Genomic DNA, 19,661 nt, shown 5'->3' with positions numbered 1-19,661 from the left:
GATAGTTAATGAATATTTGAGTTTATTAAACATAGCTAAATTTATTCATAATTGACAAAGAAAAAAAGAAATAATATATTAATTACATAGTCATTAGCACTCAATTATAGTGAGTGCTAACAAAAAAGAGGTGAGGGTATGGCTATTGATGGAAGGAAGATAAGAATTCTTGAAGCTATAATTAATGACTATATTAGTACTGCAGAGCCTGTAGGGTCTAGAACAATAGCAAAAAAGTATGATTTAGGAGTTGGATCTGCAACCATAAGAAATGAAATGTCAGACCTAGAAGATATGGGATATTTAGAACAACCTCATACTTCAGCAGGAAGAATACCTTCTAGTAAGGGCTATAGATTATATGTGGATAATTTGATGAAGAAATCAATGTTATCTGCAGAAGAAGAATTGCAAATAAAAAAATATATTATAGATAATGCGATGCTAGAAGTTGATAAGATAGTTAAACAAGCAAGTACTTTGCTTTCAGAGTTAACTAACTTAACTTGTGTAGTTCAAACACCATCGGTAATGAGAAGTTATATTAAGTCAGTTCAGTTACTTATGGTAGATGATCATAATTTGATTTCAGTTATAGTTATAGATAATGGGGTTATTAAAAATCATAGGATAAGAGTTAATAAAATGCCTTCCGTTGAAGAATTGCAAGAAATAAATAGGGTGATTAATACCCGTCTTTCAAATTTGACGATTCAAGAAATAAACCTTGAAGTTATTAATAATTTAAAATGTGACTTAAAAGGATATGATGATTTGTTTAATGCAATAGTTCCAGTTTTGTATGAAACTTTAAAAGAAGATAATTCTTCTGAAATATTTATGCAAGGAACTACCAATATATTTAACTACCCTGAGTATAACGATATTGATAATGCAAAGGAAATATTAAATCTTTTATATAATAAGGATTATGTAGTTGAGCTTATTGCCCCAAAAGGTGACCTAACAATAAAGATTGGTGATGAAAATTATATACCAGAAGCTAAAAATTGCAGTGTAATTTCAGCTGAATACTCATTAGGAGATAAGCCCATTGGAACTATTGGACTAATAGGTCCTAGAAGAATTAATTATTCAAGAGTAATAGCTATAATGGCACAGGTTATGAAGGAGCTAAATGATGCATTAAAAGGTCAGGGATTAGAATAACAAAATTATAAAGAGGTGAGGTGTAGCTTTGATGATGGAAGATATAAAAAAAGAAGTTCTAGAAGAAAATGAAGAGGTTAACCAAGAGGTTGATGAAGTTACTAAAGAGAGTAATGAAAATGATGAAACTTTAGAAGTAAATCCAGAAGAGATATTAACTGAACAGGAAGTTCAAAATGATTCAAAGGAAGATAAAGAGGACGAATTAGATATGCTTAGAAAAAATAAAGATGAAATTCAAAAGCTAACTAACGAAGTTGAGACTTTAAAGGATAGACTTCTAAGAGTTACAGCAGAGTATGAAAATTATAGAAAAAGAACAGCTAAAGAAAAGGAAGGTATTTATACAGATGCATGTGCTGATGTAATTAAAGAAGTACTTCCAGTTATAGATAACTTAGAAAGAGCTGTTCAAGCTGATGGTAGTGTTGAAGACCTTAAAAAAGGTATAGAAATGACTATTAAAGGATTAGAAGGATCTTTTGAAAAACTAGGAGTAGAAGAAATTGATGCTTCAGGAGAATTTGATCCAAATTTACATCAAGCAGTAATGCATATAGAAGATGAAAACTTTGATAAGAACTCTATAGCAGAAGTTTTTATGAAAGGATATAAAAGAGGAGATAAAGTAATTAGACATTCAGTGGTTAAAGTTGCTAATTAATTAAAATTAATATATATAAAAGAATAAAGAATAGAGAAATCTATTTTTAAGGAGGAAAATAAATTATGGGAAAAATTATAGGAATTGACTTAGGTACAACAAATTCATGTGTAGCAGTTATGGAAGGTGGAGAACCAGTTGTTATAGCAAACTCAGAAGGGGCTAGAACTACTCCTTCAGTTGTTTCTTTCCAAGCTAATGGAGAAAGGCTAGTTGGGCAAGTTGCAAAAAGACAAGCGATAACAAATCCAGATAAAACAATAATATCAATAAAGAGAGAAATGGGTACTAACCATAAAACAAATATTGATGGTAAGGACTATTCACCACAAGAAATATCAGCAATGATTCTTCAAAAGATTAAGGCTGATGCAGAAGCTTACTTAGGGGAAACAGTTACTCAAGCAGTAATTACAGTTCCAGCTTACTTTAATGATGCTGAAAGACAAGCAACAAAGGATGCTGGTAAGATAGCAGGACTTGAAGTATTAAGAATTATAAACGAACCAACTGCAGCATCACTTGCATATGGATTAGATAAGACTGATCATAGTGAGAAAATCTTAGTTTATGATCTAGGTGGTGGTACTTTCGATGTATCTATACTTGAACTTGGTGATGGTGTGTTCGAAGTATTATCAACAAATGGAGATACTAAGCTAGGTGGAGATGATTTTGATAACAAGATCATGGATTATATAGCTGAAACATTTAAGGCTGAAAATGGAATAGATTTAAGAAATGATAAGATGGCTCTTCAAAGATTAAAAGAAGCAGCTGAAAAAGCTAAGATAGAATTATCTTCATCAACTCAAACAAATATTAACTTACCATTTATTACAGCAGATGCTACTGGTCCAAAGCACATAGATATGAACTTAACTAGAGCTAAATTTAATGAATTAACTCATGACTTAGTTCAAAGATCTGTAGAACCAATGAAGAAAGCATTATCTGATGCTGGACTTTCAATTGGGCAAGTAGATAAAGTAATATTAGTTGGTGGATCAACAAGAATTCCAGCTGTTCAAGATGCTGTTAAGAGCTTTACAGGAAAAGATCCTTCAAAAGGAGTTAATCCAGATGAATGTGTTGCTATAGGTGCAGCTATTCAAGCAGGTGTATTAACTGGAGAAGTTAAGGATGTATTATTATTAGATGTTACTCCTTTAACACTAGGTATTGAAACTTTAGGTGGGGTTGCTACACCTTTAATAGAAAGAAATACAACTATACCAGCTAAGAAGAGCCAAGTATTCTCAACAGCTGCTGATGGTCAAACTTCAGTTGAAATTCATGTAGTTCAAGGTGAAAGACAAATGGCTGCTGATAACAAGACATTAGGGCAATTCACATTATCAGGAATAGCACCAGCACCAAGAGGAATTCCTCAAATCGAAGTTACATTTGATATAGATGCTAATGGTATTGTTAAAGTATCAGCTATGGATAAAGGAACTGGTAAGGAAGCTAATATAACAATAACTGCTTCAACTAATTTAAGTGACAGTGAAGTAGAAAATGCTGTTAAGGAAGCTGAAAAGTTTGCTGAAGAAGATAAGAAGAGAAAAGAAAAAATAGAAGTTCATAACAATGCAGATCAAGTTATATACCAAACAGAAAAGACTTTAGGTGAACTTGGAGACAAGGTAAGTGCTGAAGATAAGGCTAAGGTAGAAGCTAAACTTGAAGAAGTTAAAAAGGTTAAAGATGGAGAAGATTTAGAAGCTATTAAGAAGGCTGTTGAAGAATTAACTCAAGAATTCTATGCAATTTCTTCAAAATTATATGCTGATGCAGGGGCACAACCAGGAGCTGAAGGATTTGATCCAAACAACATGGGAGGAGCAAACCAAGGAGCAGCTCCAAAAGATGAAAATGTAGTAGATGCAGATTTCAAGGTTGACGAAGATAAGTAGTTGTCAGAAATAGGCTGATCTTATATAATACAAGAGGGAAGGCAGAAAATAAGTCGTCTTCCCTTTTGTTAAGTAAAAATCTTAATAGAAAATAGCAATATAGATACTAGGTGGTGGAATAAGTAGATGGCAAATAAAGACTATTACGAAGTCCTGGGGCTACAAAAAGGTGCTAGTGATGATGAAATAAAAAGAGCCTTTAGAAAGCAAGCTATAAAGTACCATCCTGATAAGAATCAAGGGAATCAGGAAGCTGAAGCTAAGTTTAAGGAAATTAATGAGGCTTATCAAGTGCTTTCAGATCCTGAAAAAAAAGCACGTTATGATCAGTTTGGAACAGCTGATTTTAATGGCGGTGGATTTGGCTCAGGGGGTGGCTTTGGCGGCTTTGATTTCTCAGATATGGGCGGTTTTGGTGATATTTTTGACACTTTCTTTGGTGGTGGCGGTGGTTCACAAAGAAGAAATGGGCCAAGAAGAGGAAATGACCTTGAATATAGTTTAAATTTAACTTTTGAAGAAGCAATATTTGGTGTCAAAAAGGAAATATCTGTTACAAGAAGTGAGTCGTGTGAAACTTGTCACGGAAGTGGTGCTGAACCTGGAACTAGCCCTACTACATGTTCGCATTGTGGAGGTTCAGGTCAAGTTAGAGTACAAAGACAGACTCCTCTCGGAAATTTTGTAAGCACTACAACATGTGATAGATGTGGTGGTACAGGTAAGATTGTAGAAAAACCTTGTCATGATTGTAGAGGTAAAGGGAAGGTTAGAAAGAATAGAAAGATTACTGTTAATATTCCAGCAGGAGTTGATACAGGTAATGTAATGCCTCTTAGAGGGCAAGGTGAACATGGAGAAAATGGTGGCTCACCAGGAGACTTATATGTTAGATTAAGAGTTGCTCCTTCTAAGAAGTTTACTAGAAAGGGTAATGATGTTTACGTTGACGCTCATATTTCTATGGGAAATGCTGCTTTAGGTACTGAAATAAAAGTACCAACTGTAGATGGAGATGTAAAATATACTATTCCAGAAGGTACTCAATCAGGAACTTTATTTAGATTAAAGGGTAAGGGGGTTCCAAGAGTTAATTCTAGTGGACGAGGAGATCAATATGTAAAAGTTATAGTTGATATTCCGAAGAATCTTAATGAAAAACAAAAAGAAGCTTTAAGAGCATTTATGGAAGCTTCAGGAGAAGAAGTTGTTAAAGAAGAAAAGCACAAAAAAGGCTTTTTCCGTAAATAAAACAAAAACTATCCTAGGGATGAGTATCTTTAGGATAGTTTTTTTCGTAATTTGTAATAATTAAGTTGAAAGTAATTTTTTTATTAAATTATGCTATTATGTAGATTAAGAAGAAATGTATTTATGAGGAGAATAAAAAATGGTTAAAGCAAAAATAGATAAACCTAATTTAAGCAAGGAATTAGTTGATTTTAGTGAAAGTATTAATGAAGTTTTGATCAATGAAAGAGAGTTAACAGATAGTTTTGTCAGTGGAGATCTAGTGGAAGATGTGGAAGAACGGATAGAGATTAGAGGAACATATTTTAAAAATGTAGTTTTTAGTAATTGTGTTTTTAGAAATATAGATTTATTAGATGTTAAATTTGAAAATTGTGATTTATCTAATATTGATTTTTCAGATGGAAGTATTCATAGAGTAGAATTTGACAATTGTAAACTTACTGGAAGCAATTTCGGAGAAAGCAATATGCAAAATGTTTTGTTTAATGAATCTGTTTTGAGATATGGGGATATGGCTTATTGTAAGATGAAGGATGTAGGTTTTGTTAATTGTAATTTAGAGGGCGCAACTTTTCTAGAAAGTAAATTTAAGAATTTGGAATTTAAAGAGTGCAAATTAAATGAAGCTGATTTTATGAATACGGATCTTAATGGAATTGATTTTAGAGATTCTGAAATATCAGCTTTAAATTTAACTGGCAAAGAACTTAAGGGAGCAATAATATCACCATCTCAAGCTATGGAGATTGTAGGACTTTTAGGAGTTGTAGTTAAATAGAGATCCAGGAAAAATAAAGAATAAATATGATGAAGAATATTTATTATTATATGGAAATATTCTTCGCCATATATATGGAAATATTCTTATATTCTTCAGAATATGCTGTAAGAATGCGGGTTTGTATTGACACAATACTTTTTAAAAGTGTAAAATTATATATTAGTCGATAAAGTGAAGAGAGGAATGTGATTTTTTTGGAAGGTAAATGGATAGAAATTAGAGTTATTACTAAGAGTGAGGCTTTAGAACCTATCTCAGGTATATTTTATAGTCTTGACTGTAAGGGAGTAGCAATTGAAGATCCAGAAGATATATTAGGTAGAGAACAAGGTCCTTTAACTTGGGATTTTGCTGATATAAATGTTTTAGAGCATAAAGGGGAAGTAGCTGTAGTTAAAGGATATTTCTCAGAAGAAGACAGTATAGAAGAAATATTAGCTTATATAAAAGAAAAAGTTGAAGAAATAAAAGAGTTAGGTATAGATATTGGAAAAGGATTAGTTGAATCAGAAGAAATGTTTGAAGAAGATTGGGCTAATACTTGGAAAAAATATTATAAGCCAACAAAAATAGGTAAAAAAATTATAGTTAAGCCTATTTGGGAAGAATATGAAGAAAAAAAAGGAGATCTTATAGTTGAACTTGATCCAGGTATGGCTTTTGGTACAGGAGACCATGAAACCACAAAGATGTGTATTCAGGCTTTAGAAAAGTATGTAGAAAAGGATAGTACAGTAATAGATGTAGGATGTGGATCAGGAATACTAGCTATAACAGCAGCAAAACTAGGAGCTAAAAAAGCTATTGGAGTAGATTTAGATCCAGTTGCAGTAGAATCAGCTATAGAAAATGTAGGGTATAATAACCTGAATAATATAGAAATATTACATGGAAATCTAATTGAAGTAATAGATGACAAGGCCAATATAGTAGTTGCAAACATATTAGCTGAAATTGTATGCATATTAACTGAAGATGTTAGTAGAGTTCTTAAAGAAGGTGGATACTTTATATCATCAGGAATAATTCACGATAGAGTTGATATGGTAACTAAAAAGTTAGAAGAATGCGGATTTGAAGTTTTGGCAGTTAATAAAGACGGAGAATGGAATTGTATTATAGCTAAACTTAAATAAGGAGGAATATTATGCATAAGTTTTTCACACCACCAGAAAATGTTAGTTTGGATCAGGGCAGAATAACTGGTGATGATGTTAAGCATATTTACAAAGTTTTAAGGTTATCAGAAGGTGAAAAAATAATTTTGAATAACTGTAATGGTACAGAATATTTAGGCGAAATTTCAGAGGTTTCAAAGACAGAAGTTATTGTTAATATACTAGAAAAAATTGAAACTAACAATGAAAGCTCTATTGAAGTCTATTTGTTTCAAGGCTTGCCAAAGGCTCAAAAGATGGATTTAATAGTTCAAAAGGGAACTGAACTTGGAATAACAGAGTTTATTCCAACTATAACTGATAGAGTTGATGTTAAATTAAAAGGTGAGTTTAAAAAACTTGATAGATTAAATAGAATAGCATTAGAAGCTGCGAAGCAAAGTAAAAGAAGTATAATACCTAAGGTATCTGACCCAATTACATTCCAAGAAGCGTTGAAAAAGTTAAGTAGTATGGATTTGTTTTTAGTACCATATGAAAATGCGGAGAATTTTGGAATTAAGGCCCTTATAGCAGATCTCAAAGAAAAGGATAAGTTAAAGTTTATAAGAAAAGTGGGGATAATGATAGGACCAGAAGGTGGATTTCAGGAAGAAGAAATAAATGAACTAAAAGATCAAGGAGCTTATATAATAACACTTGGCAGTAGAATATTAAGAACTGAAACAGCAGGTTTTACAGCTACAGCTTTAGTACAATATGAGTTAGGGGATTTAGGAGGAAAAGTTTAATGAAAGTTGCATTTGCTACACTAGGATGTAGAGTAAACCAATATGAATCAGAAGCTATGGCTGAAAAGTTTATTAGAGATGGCTATGAAGTGACAGATTTTTCAGAAGTATCTGATGTATATGTTATAAATACTTGTACTGTAACAAATATGGGAGATAAAAAATCTAGACAAATAATAAGCAGAGCTAGAAGGCAAAATGAAAATGCTGTTATAGCTGTTGTAGGTTGTTATTCACAAATGGCTCCAGGCGAAGTATCAAAAATTGAAGGTGTAGATGTTGTATTGGGTACCAGAAATAAGGGAGATGTGGTATACTATGTTAATAAGGCAAGAGATGAAAAAGAAGTTCAAGTTCATGTAGAAGGTGTTTTAAAAAATAATAAGTTTGAAGAACTTAATATAGAAGAATATCAAGATAAAACTAGGGCGTTCTTAAAGATACAGGATGGATGTAATAGGTTCTGTACATTTTGCTTGATACCATATGCAAGAGGATCTGTATGTTCAAAGAACCCTGAGAAGGTAATAGAAGAGATTAATAAGCTAAGTGAACATGGCTTTAAAGAAATAATTTTATCAGGAATTCATACAGCTTCCTATGGAGTAGATTTAGAAGGAACTATAACTTTAGTAGATCTTTTAGAGAAAATAGAAAGACTTGATGGTATCGAAAGGGTTAGAATAGGTTCAATAGAACCAGCTTTCTTTACACCTGAAGTTGTGGAAAAGATAAAGAATATGAAAAAGCTATGTCCTCAATTTCATTTGTCACTTCAAAGTGGATGCAATGCTACTTTAAAGAGAATGAATAGAAGATATAGTGCAGAAGAATATGAAAATATAGTTAATGTTTTAAGAGAAAATATTAAGGATGTTTCTATTACTACTGATGTAATAGTAGGATTTCCAGGAGAAACTGAAGAAGAATTTAAAGAAACTTACGATTTTTTAAGTAGGCTTAAACTTACTAAGACTCATGTATTTAAATATAGCCCAAGAAAGGGAACTAAGGCATCAGATATGCCTAATCAAGTAGATGGCAATATCAAAGAAGAAAGAAGTAAAGCTTTAATTGATTTAAATAATAAAAATGAAAAAGCCTTTATAGAAAACTATATTGGAGAAGATTTAGATGTCTTAATAGAACAAGAAGTAAGGGATAAAAAAGGTATTTATGAAGGTTATACTAGAAATTATATAAAGGTTGAAGTTCATGATATGCCTGAAAATATGAAGGGGCAAATAGTTAATTGCAGAATAGAAGAAGCAAAAGAAGATTATGGAGTAGCTACGTATTTAAAATAAGTTAAAGGGGGTGAATTTATGGAAGATTGTATTTTTTGCAAAATAATCAAAGGCGAAATTCCTAGTAAGAAGATATATGAAGATGATAATGTATATGCTTTTTATGATATAAATCCAGGAGCACCAGTGCATTTCTTGGTGATACCAAAAGAGCATATAGAAAGTGTAAATTCATTAAATGAAGATAATGCAGAAATTGTTTCACATATTTTCAAAACTATTAATAAACTAGTTAGTGAATTAGGAATTGATAAAAATGGTTATAGAATTGTAAATAACACAGGAAAAGATGGAGGCCAAACAGTACATCATATGCATTTTCATGTACTTGGAGGAAGAAGTTTAGCTTGGCCACCAGGTTAAAATTTCTATAAATTGATAAGAGTTATTGACAGCAATCGAAAAACTATTGTATAATATACCGTGTGTTATTAAGCCCGTAGCTGAGTTGAATTAGAGATTTTAGCTAGCGGAGGGAGGGATAATTAATGTCAGAGATAAAAGTTGGAGAAAACGAAACACTTGAAAGTGCGTTAAGAAGATTTAAGAGAAAATGTGCTAGAGCTGGAGTTCTTTCAGAAGTTAGGAAGAGAGAACATTACGAAAAGCCAAGCGTAAAGAAAAAAAAGAAATCAGAAGCTGCTAGAAAGAGAAAGTTCAAGTAGAACAATTTCTTTTTGAAAGAAGGTATGATATATGCCAACAATAAAAGAGAGACTTCAAGAAGATTGGAAAGCTGCATTGAAATCTAAAGATAAATTTAAAGCTAATGTTATAAGTACTGCTAAATCATCGATATTGTTAGTTGAAAAAACTGATAATAGAAAAGTTGAAGATGCAGAAGCTATTGAAATATTAGCTAAGGAAGTCAAGCAGAGAAGAGAAGCTATGCTTGAATTCGAAAAGGGAAATAGACAAGATTTAGTAGACCAGAATAAAGCTGAAATTGAAATCTTGCTAGAATACCTTCCTCAGCAGTTAAGTGAAGTAGAAATTAAACAAATAGTAGAAGAATCAGCTATAGAAGCGGGCGCTAGTAGCATTAAAGACATGGGAAAAGTTATGGCTTTAGTTAGACCTAAAACATTAGGTAAAGCTGACGGCAAACTTGTAAGTCAATTCGTTAAAGAATATTTAACTAATAAATAGCAAAAGAACTCTTAGGAGTTCTTTTTGTTATTTTTTTTTGCTTTAAAACATAAATTACAATGATAGAAATAATTAGGGGAGATAAAAGTGGAGAGCAAAAAAAATAGAAATAAAGAAACTATCATTGATAAGTTGAAAATTCCAAGGGAATTAATTATGGATACACCTAGAATTATTGTGACAAGTGATAGGGAAATTGTTATTGAAAATTATAAGGGTATAGTAGCTTTTGAAAAAAAAGAAATGAAAATAAATACTAGCGTTGGAATTATAAAAGTACAAGGAGGTAATTTTGAAATATTATACATAGGGGGAGACACTATAACAATAAGTGGTGAATTTAAAGCAATTATTTATGAAGGTTATTCTATATGATAATGTTTGACAAACTTAAAACTGGAAAACTTGTTTTAGATGTTAGTGTTCCTATACCTGAAAAATTTTTAAACCTTTTATGGAAAGAAAACGTAATAATTGAAAAGGCTAACAGAATAGATATCACTACTATTAGATTAGAAATAGATTATGAAAATTATAGTGAAGTAGAGAAAGTGGTAAAAAAATGTAGAGGAAAAGTAAAGATTATTCACCGTGAAGGTTTTATATTTGTAGTATCAAGAATGAAAAAGCAAATTTCATTAATAATAGGTGGGGTCGTTTTTATAGGAGGTCTATATTTATTATCAAATCAAATTTGGGCTGTAGATATATCTACAAAGGAAAATATAGCACCATACGAAATTAGAAAAGAGCTTACTGAACTTGGTGTAAAACCTGGAATAAGTAAAGGAGATATTAATGTTTATGCTCTGGAAAAAAAGTTGGAGGATATAAACAGTAATATACTTTGGATAAGAGCTAGAATAGAAGGGTCTACTTTAAAGATAGTAATTGAGGAAAAGGTAACACCACCAAAATTAACTAATGCTCATATAGGAGATTGTGTAGCAGGTATGGATGGTGAAATTAAAAGGGTATATGTAAATTCAGGAACAGCAAAGGTGGTTTCTGGTGATATAGTGAGAGAAGGAGATGTTTTGATAAGTGGAATTCAAGGAAGGGAAGGGGATGAATACCAAGTTCCTGCAAAGGGAACTGTAATAGCAAATACTTTTTATGAGAAAGAGATGGAGCTTCAGATAAGCGGAAAGAAGTTAGAAAGGACGGGGCATATAGATAACGATGTATATTTAAATATTTGTGGTAGGAAAATTTACTTAAAAAAAGCTATAAATAAATTTAAGTATTATGATAAAATAGAAACTAATAGAGGAGTTATCAATGAGGTTATGTATTTTCAGCGTGAAGAAAAAGAAGTTAATGAAAACAAAGATGAAATTGTTAAGAAAGCAGCAAATCAGCTGGAAGAATCGCTATTAAAGTCATTAACTAATGATGCCAAAATAACCAATAAAGAAATTAATGTGCAGGATATTGAAGATGGAAAAGTTAGAATAAAAGTTATGTTTTTAGTTGAACAGAATATAGCTATGACACCTAATTGATAAAAGGTCTATAGATAAGAAGGTGAGATACATCGTTATGAAAAAGCAAAAAAATTTAGATATTAAATATAATACAAAGAGAACATTTTTGTTTGTAATTACTTTTATGGTGACATATGTATTATTAGTGACTTCAGTGGCACCTAAAAAGTATGATTTAAGTGAAGGTGAAATCGCTAGGATTGATATAAAAGCTCCTAGAGAGACTGTAGATGAAACTGCGTCAGATGCAAAATTAAAACAAGCTCTTGAAAGCGTAGATAAGCAATTTACTTTGAAAGGTGAGGTTAAAAAACAAGCTGAAACAAATTTAGAGGGATTAATAGAGAAAGTTATCAGTGTTAATTCAACATCAAGTCAAGAAGGAGAGAAGATTTCTTCATTAGAAAAATACGAACCAATCAAATTAAATGATGGAGAGTGTAAGATTCTTATACAACTCACTAAAGATCAGCTATTGGAGATTAAGGATGATATATCTTCAATAGTAGATGGAGTTTATGAAAAAAATATTGAAGATGATAATAAAGATAGATTAGTGGAAGCAAGACAGCAAGCATCACAAAAGATAGATGAGTTAAAACTAGATTCCAATATGATTACTTTATTAAAGAAAATTGTGACAGCACAAATACAACCTAACTTTTTTTATGACGAAGAGAAGACTGAAGAAAAGAAAAAAGAAGTTCAAAAGAATACTGATAAAGTACTTATAAAGAAGAATCAAACTATTGTAAAAGAAGGAGAACCTGTAACTGCAAGTCAAATTCAGATTTTAACAGAGTTAGGTCTTTTAAGTGAGAATTCTGGAAAAGGATTTTTCTTATTGTATTTTGTGTTAGCAGCATTTTTAGGAGTAATTCTTTATATAGAATATAGATATATATATAAGAATCATAAAGAGATATATTCCAATGTTAAGATGCTAGGTTTAATCAATCTGCTTAACGTATTATCATTAGTGGTTGCGAGAGTGGTAAGTATTGGATCACCATATTTGATTCCTCTTGCTTGGGCACCTATGTTAATTACTTTGCTTGTAAATTATAGAATCTCTATATTTGTGAGCACTTTAAATGCTGTGATTATAGGAGCTATAGTTGAATTTAATCCAGCTATAATGATTTTGGCAGTTTTGAATGCTCTACTTGGAGCTACGGTTCTTAGAAAAATGCAACAAAGAAATGATATATTATATGCATCTGTTATAATTTTAGTTTTAAGCGGAATATCAAGTTTTACAGTAAGTGTGATATTATCAAGCAATATGGCAGATATACTTATAAACACATTACTGGCTGTTATGGGGGTATTTATATCAGGTATATTATCTATTGGATTGCTACCGTTTTTAGAAGGAGCTTTTGATATAGTAACCACATTAAAGTTATTAGAGCTTAGTAACCCTAATAGTCCACTTTTAAGGAGATTATTAATGGAGGCACCAGGAACTTATCATCATAGTGTTATGGTTGCTAATTTAGCTGAAATGGCGGCAGAAGAAGTCGATGCGGATCCAGTTGTAACAAGGATAGGAGCCTACTATCATGATGTAGGAAAGATTTTAAGACCTTATTTCTTTAAAGAAAATCAAATGAATAAGGACAATCCTCATAAAAAGATAAATGCAAGCTTAAGTACTCTTATTATTGTGTCACATATTAAGGATGGTTTAGAACTTGCTAAGGAGTATAAATTACCTAAAGTTATACAGGATATACTAATAGAACATCATGGAACTACTTTGGTAAAATATTTTTATTTAACTGTAAAAAATAATTCTGAGCATCCAGAAGATGTTAGAGAAGAAGATTTTAGATATAAAGGTCCAATACCAAGTAGCAAAGAAGCAGGTCTTATAATGCTTGCTGACTCAACAGAAGCGGCAGTAAGATCTATAAGTGATCCTACAAAAGGGAAAATTGAAGAAATGGTTAATAATATAATTAAAGATAAGCTATATACAGGTCAATTAGACAATTGCGATTTGACTTTAAGGGATTTGGATAAAATAAGAAAAAGTTTCTTGAAATCACTAAGCGGAATCTATCATCAGAGGATAGAATATCCTACTGAAAAAATTAAAGATTTAAAGAAATGATAAATTTTTATATGTATTAAAAGGAGTATAATATGATATACGTTGATAATAGACAAGAAAAAATAGATGTTAATGATGATATAATTAGAGGGTTAGAAGATACTATAGCTTTTGCATTAGAGGAAGAGGAGGTAACAATCCCTTGTGAGGTTTCTTTAGTTTTTGTAGATAATGAAGAGATTAAAGAAATTAACAAGGAGAATAGAGGAATAGATAGAGTAACAGATGTTCTTTCTTTTCCTATGTTAGATTATCCTGAGAGAAAGGTGTATAAAGAATGTTATAAAGATAAAGTTTTTGATGAAACATTTATGGATGGAGATCAGCTGGTTCTTGGAGATATAGTCCTTTCTTTGGAAAAGGCTGAGGAGCAAGGTAAAGAGTATAATCATTCTTTTCAAAGAGAAGCATCATATTTGGTAGTGCATTCAGTACTGCATTTACTAGGATATGATCATATGGATGAAGAGGAAAAGAAGATTATGAGAAGAAGAGAGGAAGAAATTTTAGATAAATTAAATATTAAGAGAATATAATACTCGTATAGAGTAAGAGGGTGATTGGGATGAAGTTAAAGAAGTTAGTTGATAGTTTTAATCATGCTATTGATGGGGTTATAGATACTGTTAGAACTCAAAGGAACATGAAAATTCATTTGTGTGCTGCATTAGTCGTTTTAATAGCATGTTTTTGCTTTGATGTTTCTAAGGTGGAATTCTTAGTTCTAGCAGTAACGATAACTCTTGTAATATCTGCAGAACTTATTAATACAGCCATAGAGGCGGCGATTGATATGACTACCAATTATTATCATCCTCTAGCTAAAATAGCTAAGAATGCAGCTGCTGGTGGAGTCCTTATTACAGCTATAAACGCTATGGTGGTAGGTTACGTTATTTTTTGGGATAAGTTATCTGATTTTTCTTATGTAGTAGTACATAAAGTTAAAAATTCTCATCCCTATACTATATTTATAGTATTAGTAATAGTATGTATAGTAACAATAATTGCAAAGGCTATATTTGGTGAAGGAACACCTCTTAAAGGTGGAATGCCAAGTGGACACAGTGCTCTTTCGTTTTCAATAGCAACAGCAATATCACTTATTACAGAAGAGCCCATATGTATTATGTTAAGTTTTTTAATGGCAATTATAACGGCACAAAGTAGGGTTGATTCTGAGGTGCATTCTTTAGCAGAAGTGGTAGTTGGAGCGGTATTTGGAATGATATTGACACTATTGATATTTACTGTATTTAAAATTTAAGTTATATTATAAATAATAAATTTTGCATATGCATAATAACAAATTATTTCAAGAGCTTTACTTGTTTGCAAATTCTTGTATAACCTTATATAGTGGAATTTTTTATGGATTTACAATTTTAATTAAATGAAGAGCTCTTTTTATAGAACTGAACTGTACCCTAATTAAATGAGAAATTTACTGAAATTAGATAGTTAAATGGAGGGGTCGGTGTATATCGACTCTACCAAGTATATCCCCAACAACACTAATATAGTGTTGTTGGGGAGTTTTTGCGTTATAAGGTAAATAGATGTAGCATGATAATTGTAAGCACACTTATTATATAGGGAAAATATTTTTGTCCGTTTTTGTACAAAAAAGGGGAAAATTGAATAGTATATATTATAGAATTCAATTTAGATGAAAATGAAAGGAACATTATAATGAGCGATAATAAAGAAAATACAAATGATTATGGATATGTAAAAGATCCTTCTTGTGCAAAGGTTAAATCTCAAGTAGAATCGCTAACTGAACAAATTTCTGTAACTCCTACTGTTATTACACCTGGACCTACATTCGTTAAGATTCCAGTTGTATTGGCAGAGACAAATATAACCATTCCTGTTGAGGCTACAATCACATTAGACCAAGTAGCTTTAGAAATTAAACGAATTAAAAAGAATGTATTTTTAACTCAATCTCGTATTATTCCATTTTCTCAAGATAATAGACCTGGTACAGGAATATTATTTATAGCAGGTTTTATAAGAAAGAATATTGAGTTTGCAACTCAAACTTGTACTACAGTTGGAAGTTCAAATGTTTGTGGAGATATAAGACACTGCACAGTTGAAGTGCCTTTTAATTTTACTACTAGAATTACTTTCCTTAGACAACCAATTTTTATTGAAAATACTATTCCAAGAGAATTAGAATTTTTTACAGATGAACTTGAAAGTTGTGATGTTTGTTCAGATCCAGTGATTGGACGTAATCCTTGTGATCAGAGTTCTTTGTTTAGAGAAGTTTTTAATGAAAAACCTTTTACTGAATTAGTAAGAGCAGATATTACTGAAGTTGATATTCACACAAATCCAGTTTTAAACTGCAAAACTCCTACAGAACAAAAGTTTACTAAACTTACAGAAAAAGTAATATTAAATTTAACACTAAAAGTATTACAAAACCAACAGGTAAGAATTACAGCAATAGAATAGAATTCTAAAAAATTTAAATCTAAAAATATTTTCAAAGAATTAAACAGACCTAAGACTTACTAAGAGAGGTATTAGGTCTGTTTTTATGGAAAGATAGATATTGATCAATTCCTATTGCATATTGATTTAAATCTATATTGTAACTGAATTTTATAGTAGTACAAAAATTTAAAAATAATTTTACAACTGAATAAACATTAAATCAATATATTGATTGTTGAGTAATAAAACCATACTTATAGATTGTAAAAAAATATCTTGAACTATTTGAATCAAATTTATTGAAATTTATATACTTAAATTTATTAAATTCTTAAGTGGAGGAGATATGTTATGGGAAGAATGTACTATTCAAGACAAAAGTATAATCAACGTAAAAGAAAACAGTATGAAGAATATCTTAAAAGGCAGATTATATATTATTTATATAAGAAAAAATGTCGTGAAGAGTATCTTAAAAGGCTGAATGAGTATTATTCATATAAGAAAAAATATAATGAAGAACATCATAAAAAAAATAGTAATAAAACTGACACTTCCAAAAGTGAATTTTTTAATTCTTTAAAAGCTGGTAGCATAGAATATAATAATATAAATGACAATAACGTAAAAAATAATAATTATGATTCTTTGGAAGTTTATAGCAAAGAAAGTAACTTGGAATATAAAAAAGATGTTTCATTCCAATATGATAATTTAGAAAATAATAATCGTATTAGTATTGGAGATTCATGTAAAGAAGAATTTTTAGAAGAGAATGATAAAGAGTTCTCAGGGAAAGACAATAATAATGCTGTAAAAGAAGGTCCATCTAAAGAAACCAATATTTCAACTGGAAGTGTATATGTTAAGCTTCCGGTTATATTGGCGGAAGCAAATATAACCATTCCTGTTGAAGCTACTATCACATTACATCAAGCTGTTATGGAGATTAAGCGAATTAAAAAGAATTTATTTTTAACTCAATCTCGCCTTATTCCATTTTCCTCAAGTATTGCAGCTCCTAATTCAGGAATATTATTTATAGCAGGGTTTATAAGAAAAAATATAGAATATGAAGCTCAAACTTGTACTACAGCGGAAACAGCAAATACTTGTGAAAATATAAGACATTGTATAGTTGAAGTGCCTTTTAATTTCACTACTAGAATTACTTTTCTTAGGCCACCAATTTTTATCAAAAACATAACTACAAGTGAATTGGAGTTTTTTACAGATAAACCTCAAGTATGTGACGTTTGTGCAGAACCAGTGTTTGGACGTGATCCTTGTGAACAGAGTTTCCTATTTACCGAGGTATTTAATGAAAAGCCTTATGTTGAATTAGTAAGTGCAACTTTCACTGAAGTTGATATTCATAAAAATCCAATTTTAAGCCAGGAAACTTCGATGGAAAGAATGTTTACTCAAATTACAGAAAAAATAATGGTGAATTTAACACTAAAAGTATTACAAAACCAGCAGGTAAAGGTTACAGTAATAGAGTAGAATTTTATCTTTAATATGATGAACAAGTTTTAGTTTGATTTTTATAATTAGGTTGTACAGGGATAGGAGTTTTGTTCATTGTATTTTATGGAATTTATTTTTAATTGCTTGTAGAGTGGCGTAATAAGAATGCAATTATATTTAAGTATATATTACATTAGTTAGTTTCATTAGTTTTTTTGAAAAGTTACATTGGTAAATTCAATTTGGAGTATAGTGGAAATAAAAGACGGTTTTAATATTGAGTATTATATATGAAATTACATATTTATCATTGTAAATTTAGAGAAAGAAAAATATAATTAAAATTATAATGTAGATTGAATAGCATATTTAGAGGCTTCGTGAGAAGTGATTCGTTTAGAGAGAAAAAGTTACATTCAATGATTTATGAGTATGTGTGGTTTTAATGAATATATAAACTACATAGGCTTTTAGAACTTTTTAAAAACGAAGTTTAAATGTTTATTTGTTGCGGGTATATATCATATTGGATTATTCATATTAATATTTTTTTATAAAATCTAACAAATTGTCCTTTAAAAATGTTAGAATAAACGAGAAATGATGAGTATATGCTAATCTAATGGGGAGTATGCTAATAAATATATATCCAATTAGTGCTGGAGGAATTATTATGATTAATAAAGAATTGATATTAAAAGCTATAGAAGCTAGAGAAAATGCATATTGTCCTTACTCAAATTTTAAAGTAGGTGCAGCAGTTTTGTTTGAGGATGATAAAATATATACAGGGTGTAATATAGAGAATGCATCATTTGGTGCTACTAACTGTGCAGAAAGAACAGCTATTTTTAATGGTATATCCCATGGAAATAGGCTTATAAAAGCTATTGCACTAATAGGAGATCCAAATGCATTTACTTACCCATGTGGAATATGTAGGCAAGTTATTTCAGAGTTTGCAGAAAGTAAGGATACAAAAATATATATAATAAAAAATGAAAATGAAATTTTAGAAAAGACTTTAGAGGAGATAATGCCAGGCACTTTTACAAAAGAAGACTTGGATAAATAAGGAGGAATAATGTTTAAATCAGGATTTGTTACTATAGTAGGAAGACCAAATGTAGGTAAATCAACCTTAATGAATCATATAATGGGGGAAAAGTTATCTATTGTTTCTAATAAACCACAGACTACTAGAAATAATATTCAAACAATTTTAACTACAAAAGATTATCAAATTGTTTTTGTAGATACACCAGGAATACATAAGCCTAAACATAAATTAGGAGAGTATATGGTGAATTCTGCAAAGGAATCAATGAAGGAAGTTGATTTAGTAATATTTATTACTAACCCAGATGAGGAATTAGGAAGAGGAGATAAATTTATACTAGAGACTTTAAAAAATTCAAAAGCGCCGGTATTTTTAGTGTTAAATAAGGTGGATGAAACAACAAAAGAAAAAGTAGCTATGTCTTTAGCTAAGTTTTCACAAGAATTTAACTTTAAAGAAATAATTCCTATATCTGCTTTAAGGGGAAAAAATGTTGATAAGCTAGTAGAGTTAATGGTTGAGAATTTACCAGAGGGGCCTCAATATTACCCAGAAGATATGATTACAGATGTTCAAGAAAAATTTGTTGTTGCTGAACTTGTAAGAGAAAAGGCATTAAGGACTTTAAGAGATGAGGTTCCTCATGGAATAGCGGTTGATGTAATTCAAATGAAACAAAAAGAAAACGGAACATACCATATTGAAGTAGATTTAATTTGTGAAAAAGATTCGCATAAAGGTATAATTATAGGTAAAGATGGCCAAAGCTTAAGGAAAATTGGTGAATCTGCAAGATATGAATTAGAGAGGTTTTTAGATTCAAAAGTAAATATTAAAATATGGGTTAAAGTTCGAAAAGAGTGGAGAGATAATCAAAATCTTCTAAAAGAGCTTGGATATAAGAAAAATAAGTAGTAGATA

Annotated in this window: 20 protein-coding genes; all 20 read left to right on the top strand. The window is 30.5% G+C overall.

Annotated features, from left to right (window positions below; genetic code table 11):
- Positions 1-138 precede the first annotated feature (138 nt).
- The 20 genes from hrcA to era all read left to right on the top strand — a co-directional run bounded on the left by hrcA (position 139) and on the right by era (position 19,655).
- Complete coding sequence (gene hrcA, locus H9661_RS00380; protein WP_143314695.1) at positions 139-1,170, top strand: heat-inducible transcriptional repressor HrcA; 1,032 nt, start codon at positions 139-141, stop codon at positions 1,168-1,170.
- Between the two features lie 34 nt (positions 1,171-1,204).
- On the top strand, positions 1,205-1,834 hold the full coding sequence (grpE, locus tag H9661_RS00375; RefSeq protein WP_143314771.1) for a nucleotide exchange factor GrpE: 630 nt from the start codon (positions 1,205-1,207) through the stop codon (positions 1,832-1,834).
- A gap of 65 nt (positions 1,835-1,899) precedes the next feature.
- A complete protein-coding gene (gene dnaK, locus H9661_RS00370) occupies positions 1,900-3,753 on the top strand; it encodes a molecular chaperone DnaK (RefSeq protein WP_191767439.1) in 1,854 nt (617 codons plus the stop codon).
- A gap of 126 nt (positions 3,754-3,879) precedes the next feature.
- Positions 3,880-5,004 (top strand): molecular chaperone DnaJ, encoded by a 1,125-nt coding sequence (gene dnaJ / locus H9661_RS00365; RefSeq protein WP_143314693.1) that lies wholly within the window; start codon positions 3,880-3,882, stop codon positions 5,002-5,004.
- Positions 5,005-5,143: 139 nt separating this feature from the next.
- Entirely contained in the window at positions 5,144-5,785 is a 642-nt protein-coding gene (locus tag H9661_RS00360; RefSeq protein ID WP_143314692.1) for a pentapeptide repeat-containing protein, read from the top strand.
- Between the two features lie 197 nt (positions 5,786-5,982).
- Positions 5,983-6,924 (top strand): 50S ribosomal protein L11 methyltransferase, encoded by a 942-nt coding sequence (gene prmA, locus H9661_RS00355; RefSeq protein ID WP_191767505.1) that lies wholly within the window; start codon positions 5,983-5,985, stop codon positions 6,922-6,924.
- An 11-nt stretch (positions 6,925-6,935) separates the two neighbouring features.
- Complete coding sequence (locus H9661_RS00350; RefSeq protein WP_143314691.1) at positions 6,936-7,697, top strand: RsmE family RNA methyltransferase; 762 nt, start codon at positions 6,936-6,938, stop codon at positions 7,695-7,697.
- Positions 7,697-9,004 carry a tRNA (N(6)-L-threonylcarbamoyladenosine(37)-C(2))-methylthiotransferase MtaB gene (mtaB, locus tag H9661_RS00345; protein WP_191767437.1) on the top strand — a complete coding sequence of 436 codons (1,308 nt, stop codon included), beginning with the start codon at positions 7,697-7,699 and terminating at the stop codon, positions 9,002-9,004. Before H9661_RS00350 ends, mtaB begins: the two co-directional genes overlap by 1 nt.
- Before the next feature lie 18 nt (positions 9,005-9,022).
- Positions 9,023-9,367, top strand: a complete 345-nt coding sequence (locus H9661_RS00340) for a histidine triad nucleotide-binding protein (RefSeq protein ID WP_143314689.1) — start codon at positions 9,023-9,025, stop codon at positions 9,365-9,367.
- A gap of 125 nt (positions 9,368-9,492) precedes the next feature.
- Positions 9,493-9,669 carry a 30S ribosomal protein S21 gene (gene rpsU / locus H9661_RS00335; RefSeq protein WP_008429643.1) on the top strand — a complete coding sequence of 59 codons (177 nt, stop codon included), beginning with the start codon at positions 9,493-9,495 and terminating at the stop codon, positions 9,667-9,669.
- A 31-nt stretch (positions 9,670-9,700) separates the two neighbouring features.
- Positions 9,701-10,153 carry a GatB/YqeY domain-containing protein gene (locus tag H9661_RS00330; RefSeq protein WP_143314688.1) on the top strand — a complete coding sequence of 151 codons (453 nt, stop codon included), beginning with the start codon at positions 9,701-9,703 and terminating at the stop codon, positions 10,151-10,153.
- Positions 10,154-10,240: 87 nt separating this feature from the next.
- Positions 10,241-10,528, top strand: a complete 288-nt coding sequence (yqfC, locus tag H9661_RS00325; RefSeq protein WP_143314687.1) for a sporulation protein YqfC — start codon at positions 10,241-10,243, stop codon at positions 10,526-10,528.
- Positions 10,525-11,658: a sporulation protein YqfD gene (yqfD, locus tag H9661_RS00320; protein ID WP_341480391.1), complete on the top strand. Its 1,134-nt coding sequence runs from the start codon at positions 10,525-10,527 to the stop codon at positions 11,656-11,658. The genes yqfC and yqfD overlap by 4 nt, the downstream gene beginning before the upstream one ends.
- A gap of 37 nt (positions 11,659-11,695) precedes the next feature.
- A complete protein-coding gene (locus tag H9661_RS00315; protein WP_191767435.1) occupies positions 11,696-13,759 on the top strand; it encodes an HD family phosphohydrolase in 2,064 nt (687 codons plus the stop codon).
- 32 nt (positions 13,760-13,791) lie between these two features.
- Entirely contained in the window at positions 13,792-14,295 is a 504-nt protein-coding gene (gene ybeY / locus H9661_RS00310) for an rRNA maturation RNase YbeY (RefSeq protein ID WP_143314685.1), read from the top strand.
- Between the two features lie 29 nt (positions 14,296-14,324).
- Positions 14,325-15,026 carry a diacylglycerol kinase gene (locus H9661_RS00305; protein ID WP_143314684.1) on the top strand — a complete coding sequence of 234 codons (702 nt, stop codon included), beginning with the start codon at positions 14,325-14,327 and terminating at the stop codon, positions 15,024-15,026.
- A gap of 425 nt (positions 15,027-15,451) precedes the next feature.
- On the top strand, positions 15,452-16,228 hold the full coding sequence (locus tag H9661_RS00300; protein ID WP_143314683.1) for a CsxC family protein: 777 nt from the start codon (positions 15,452-15,454) through the stop codon (positions 16,226-16,228).
- A gap of 333 nt (positions 16,229-16,561) precedes the next feature.
- The gene (locus tag H9661_RS00295) at positions 16,562-17,716 is read left to right on the top strand and encodes a CsxC family protein (RefSeq protein ID WP_191767433.1); all 1,155 of its coding nucleotides are present in this window, start codon (positions 16,562-16,564) and stop codon (positions 17,714-17,716) included.
- A 637-nt stretch (positions 17,717-18,353) separates the two neighbouring features.
- Positions 18,354-18,755 carry a cytidine deaminase gene (locus H9661_RS00290; RefSeq protein WP_143314682.1) on the top strand — a complete coding sequence of 134 codons (402 nt, stop codon included), beginning with the start codon at positions 18,354-18,356 and terminating at the stop codon, positions 18,753-18,755.
- A 9-nt stretch (positions 18,756-18,764) separates the two neighbouring features.
- Positions 18,765-19,655: a GTPase Era gene (gene era / locus H9661_RS00285; protein ID WP_143314681.1), complete on the top strand. Its 891-nt coding sequence runs from the start codon at positions 18,765-18,767 to the stop codon at positions 19,653-19,655.
- The last annotated feature ends 6 nt before the right edge of the window (positions 19,656-19,661 follow it).

The sequence above is a fragment of the Clostridium cibarium genome, assembly GCF_014836335.1.
Taxonomy (GTDB): domain Bacteria; phylum Bacillota; class Clostridia; order Clostridiales; family Clostridiaceae; genus Clostridium; species Clostridium cibarium.
This window is presented reverse-complemented; position numbering and strand designations above follow the sequence as displayed.

What these genes read in the sequence shown, in the direction of transcription:
- H9661_RS00350 (WP_143314691.1), top strand. Translation starts at nt 6,936, where the DNA reads ATGCATAAGTTTTTCACACCACCAGAAAATGTTAGTTTGGATCAGGGC.
- dnaJ (WP_143314693.1), top strand. Translation starts at nt 3,880, where the DNA reads ATGGCAAATAAAGACTATTACGAAGTCCTGGGGCTACAAAAAGGTGCT.
- grpE (WP_143314771.1), top strand. Translation starts at nt 1,205, where the DNA reads ATGGAAGATATAAAAAAAGAAGTTCTAGAAGAAAATGAAGAGGTTAAC.
- H9661_RS00300 (WP_143314683.1), top strand. Translation starts at nt 15,452, where the DNA reads ATGAGCGATAATAAAGAAAATACAAATGATTATGGATATGTAAAAGAT.
- H9661_RS00295 (WP_191767433.1), top strand. Translation starts at nt 16,562, where the DNA reads ATGGGAAGAATGTACTATTCAAGACAAAAGTATAATCAACGTAAAAGA.
- rpsU (WP_008429643.1), top strand. Translation starts at nt 9,493, where the DNA reads ATGTCAGAGATAAAAGTTGGAGAAAACGAAACACTTGAAAGTGCGTTA.
- era (WP_143314681.1), top strand. Translation starts at nt 18,765, where the DNA reads ATGTTTAAATCAGGATTTGTTACTATAGTAGGAAGACCAAATGTAGGT.
- H9661_RS00290 (WP_143314682.1), top strand. Translation starts at nt 18,354, where the DNA reads ATGATTAATAAAGAATTGATATTAAAAGCTATAGAAGCTAGAGAAAAT.
- H9661_RS00360 (WP_143314692.1), top strand. Translation starts at nt 5,144, where the DNA reads ATGGTTAAAGCAAAAATAGATAAACCTAATTTAAGCAAGGAATTAGTT.
- hrcA (WP_143314695.1), top strand. Translation starts at nt 139, where the DNA reads ATGGCTATTGATGGAAGGAAGATAAGAATTCTTGAAGCTATAATTAAT.
- H9661_RS00340 (WP_143314689.1), top strand. Translation starts at nt 9,023, where the DNA reads ATGGAAGATTGTATTTTTTGCAAAATAATCAAAGGCGAAATTCCTAGT.
- dnaK (WP_191767439.1), top strand. Translation starts at nt 1,900, where the DNA reads ATGGGAAAAATTATAGGAATTGACTTAGGTACAACAAATTCATGTGTA.
- H9661_RS00330 (WP_143314688.1), top strand. Translation starts at nt 9,701, where the DNA reads ATGCCAACAATAAAAGAGAGACTTCAAGAAGATTGGAAAGCTGCATTG.
- ybeY (WP_143314685.1), top strand. Translation starts at nt 13,792, where the DNA reads ATGATATACGTTGATAATAGACAAGAAAAAATAGATGTTAATGATGAT.
- mtaB (WP_191767437.1), top strand. Translation starts at nt 7,697, where the DNA reads ATGAAAGTTGCATTTGCTACACTAGGATGTAGAGTAAACCAATATGAA.
- yqfD (WP_341480391.1), top strand. Translation starts at nt 10,525, where the DNA reads ATGATAATGTTTGACAAACTTAAAACTGGAAAACTTGTTTTAGATGTT.
- H9661_RS00305 (WP_143314684.1), top strand. Translation starts at nt 14,325, where the DNA reads ATGAAGTTAAAGAAGTTAGTTGATAGTTTTAATCATGCTATTGATGGG.
- H9661_RS00315 (WP_191767435.1), top strand. Translation starts at nt 11,696, where the DNA reads ATGAAAAAGCAAAAAAATTTAGATATTAAATATAATACAAAGAGAACA.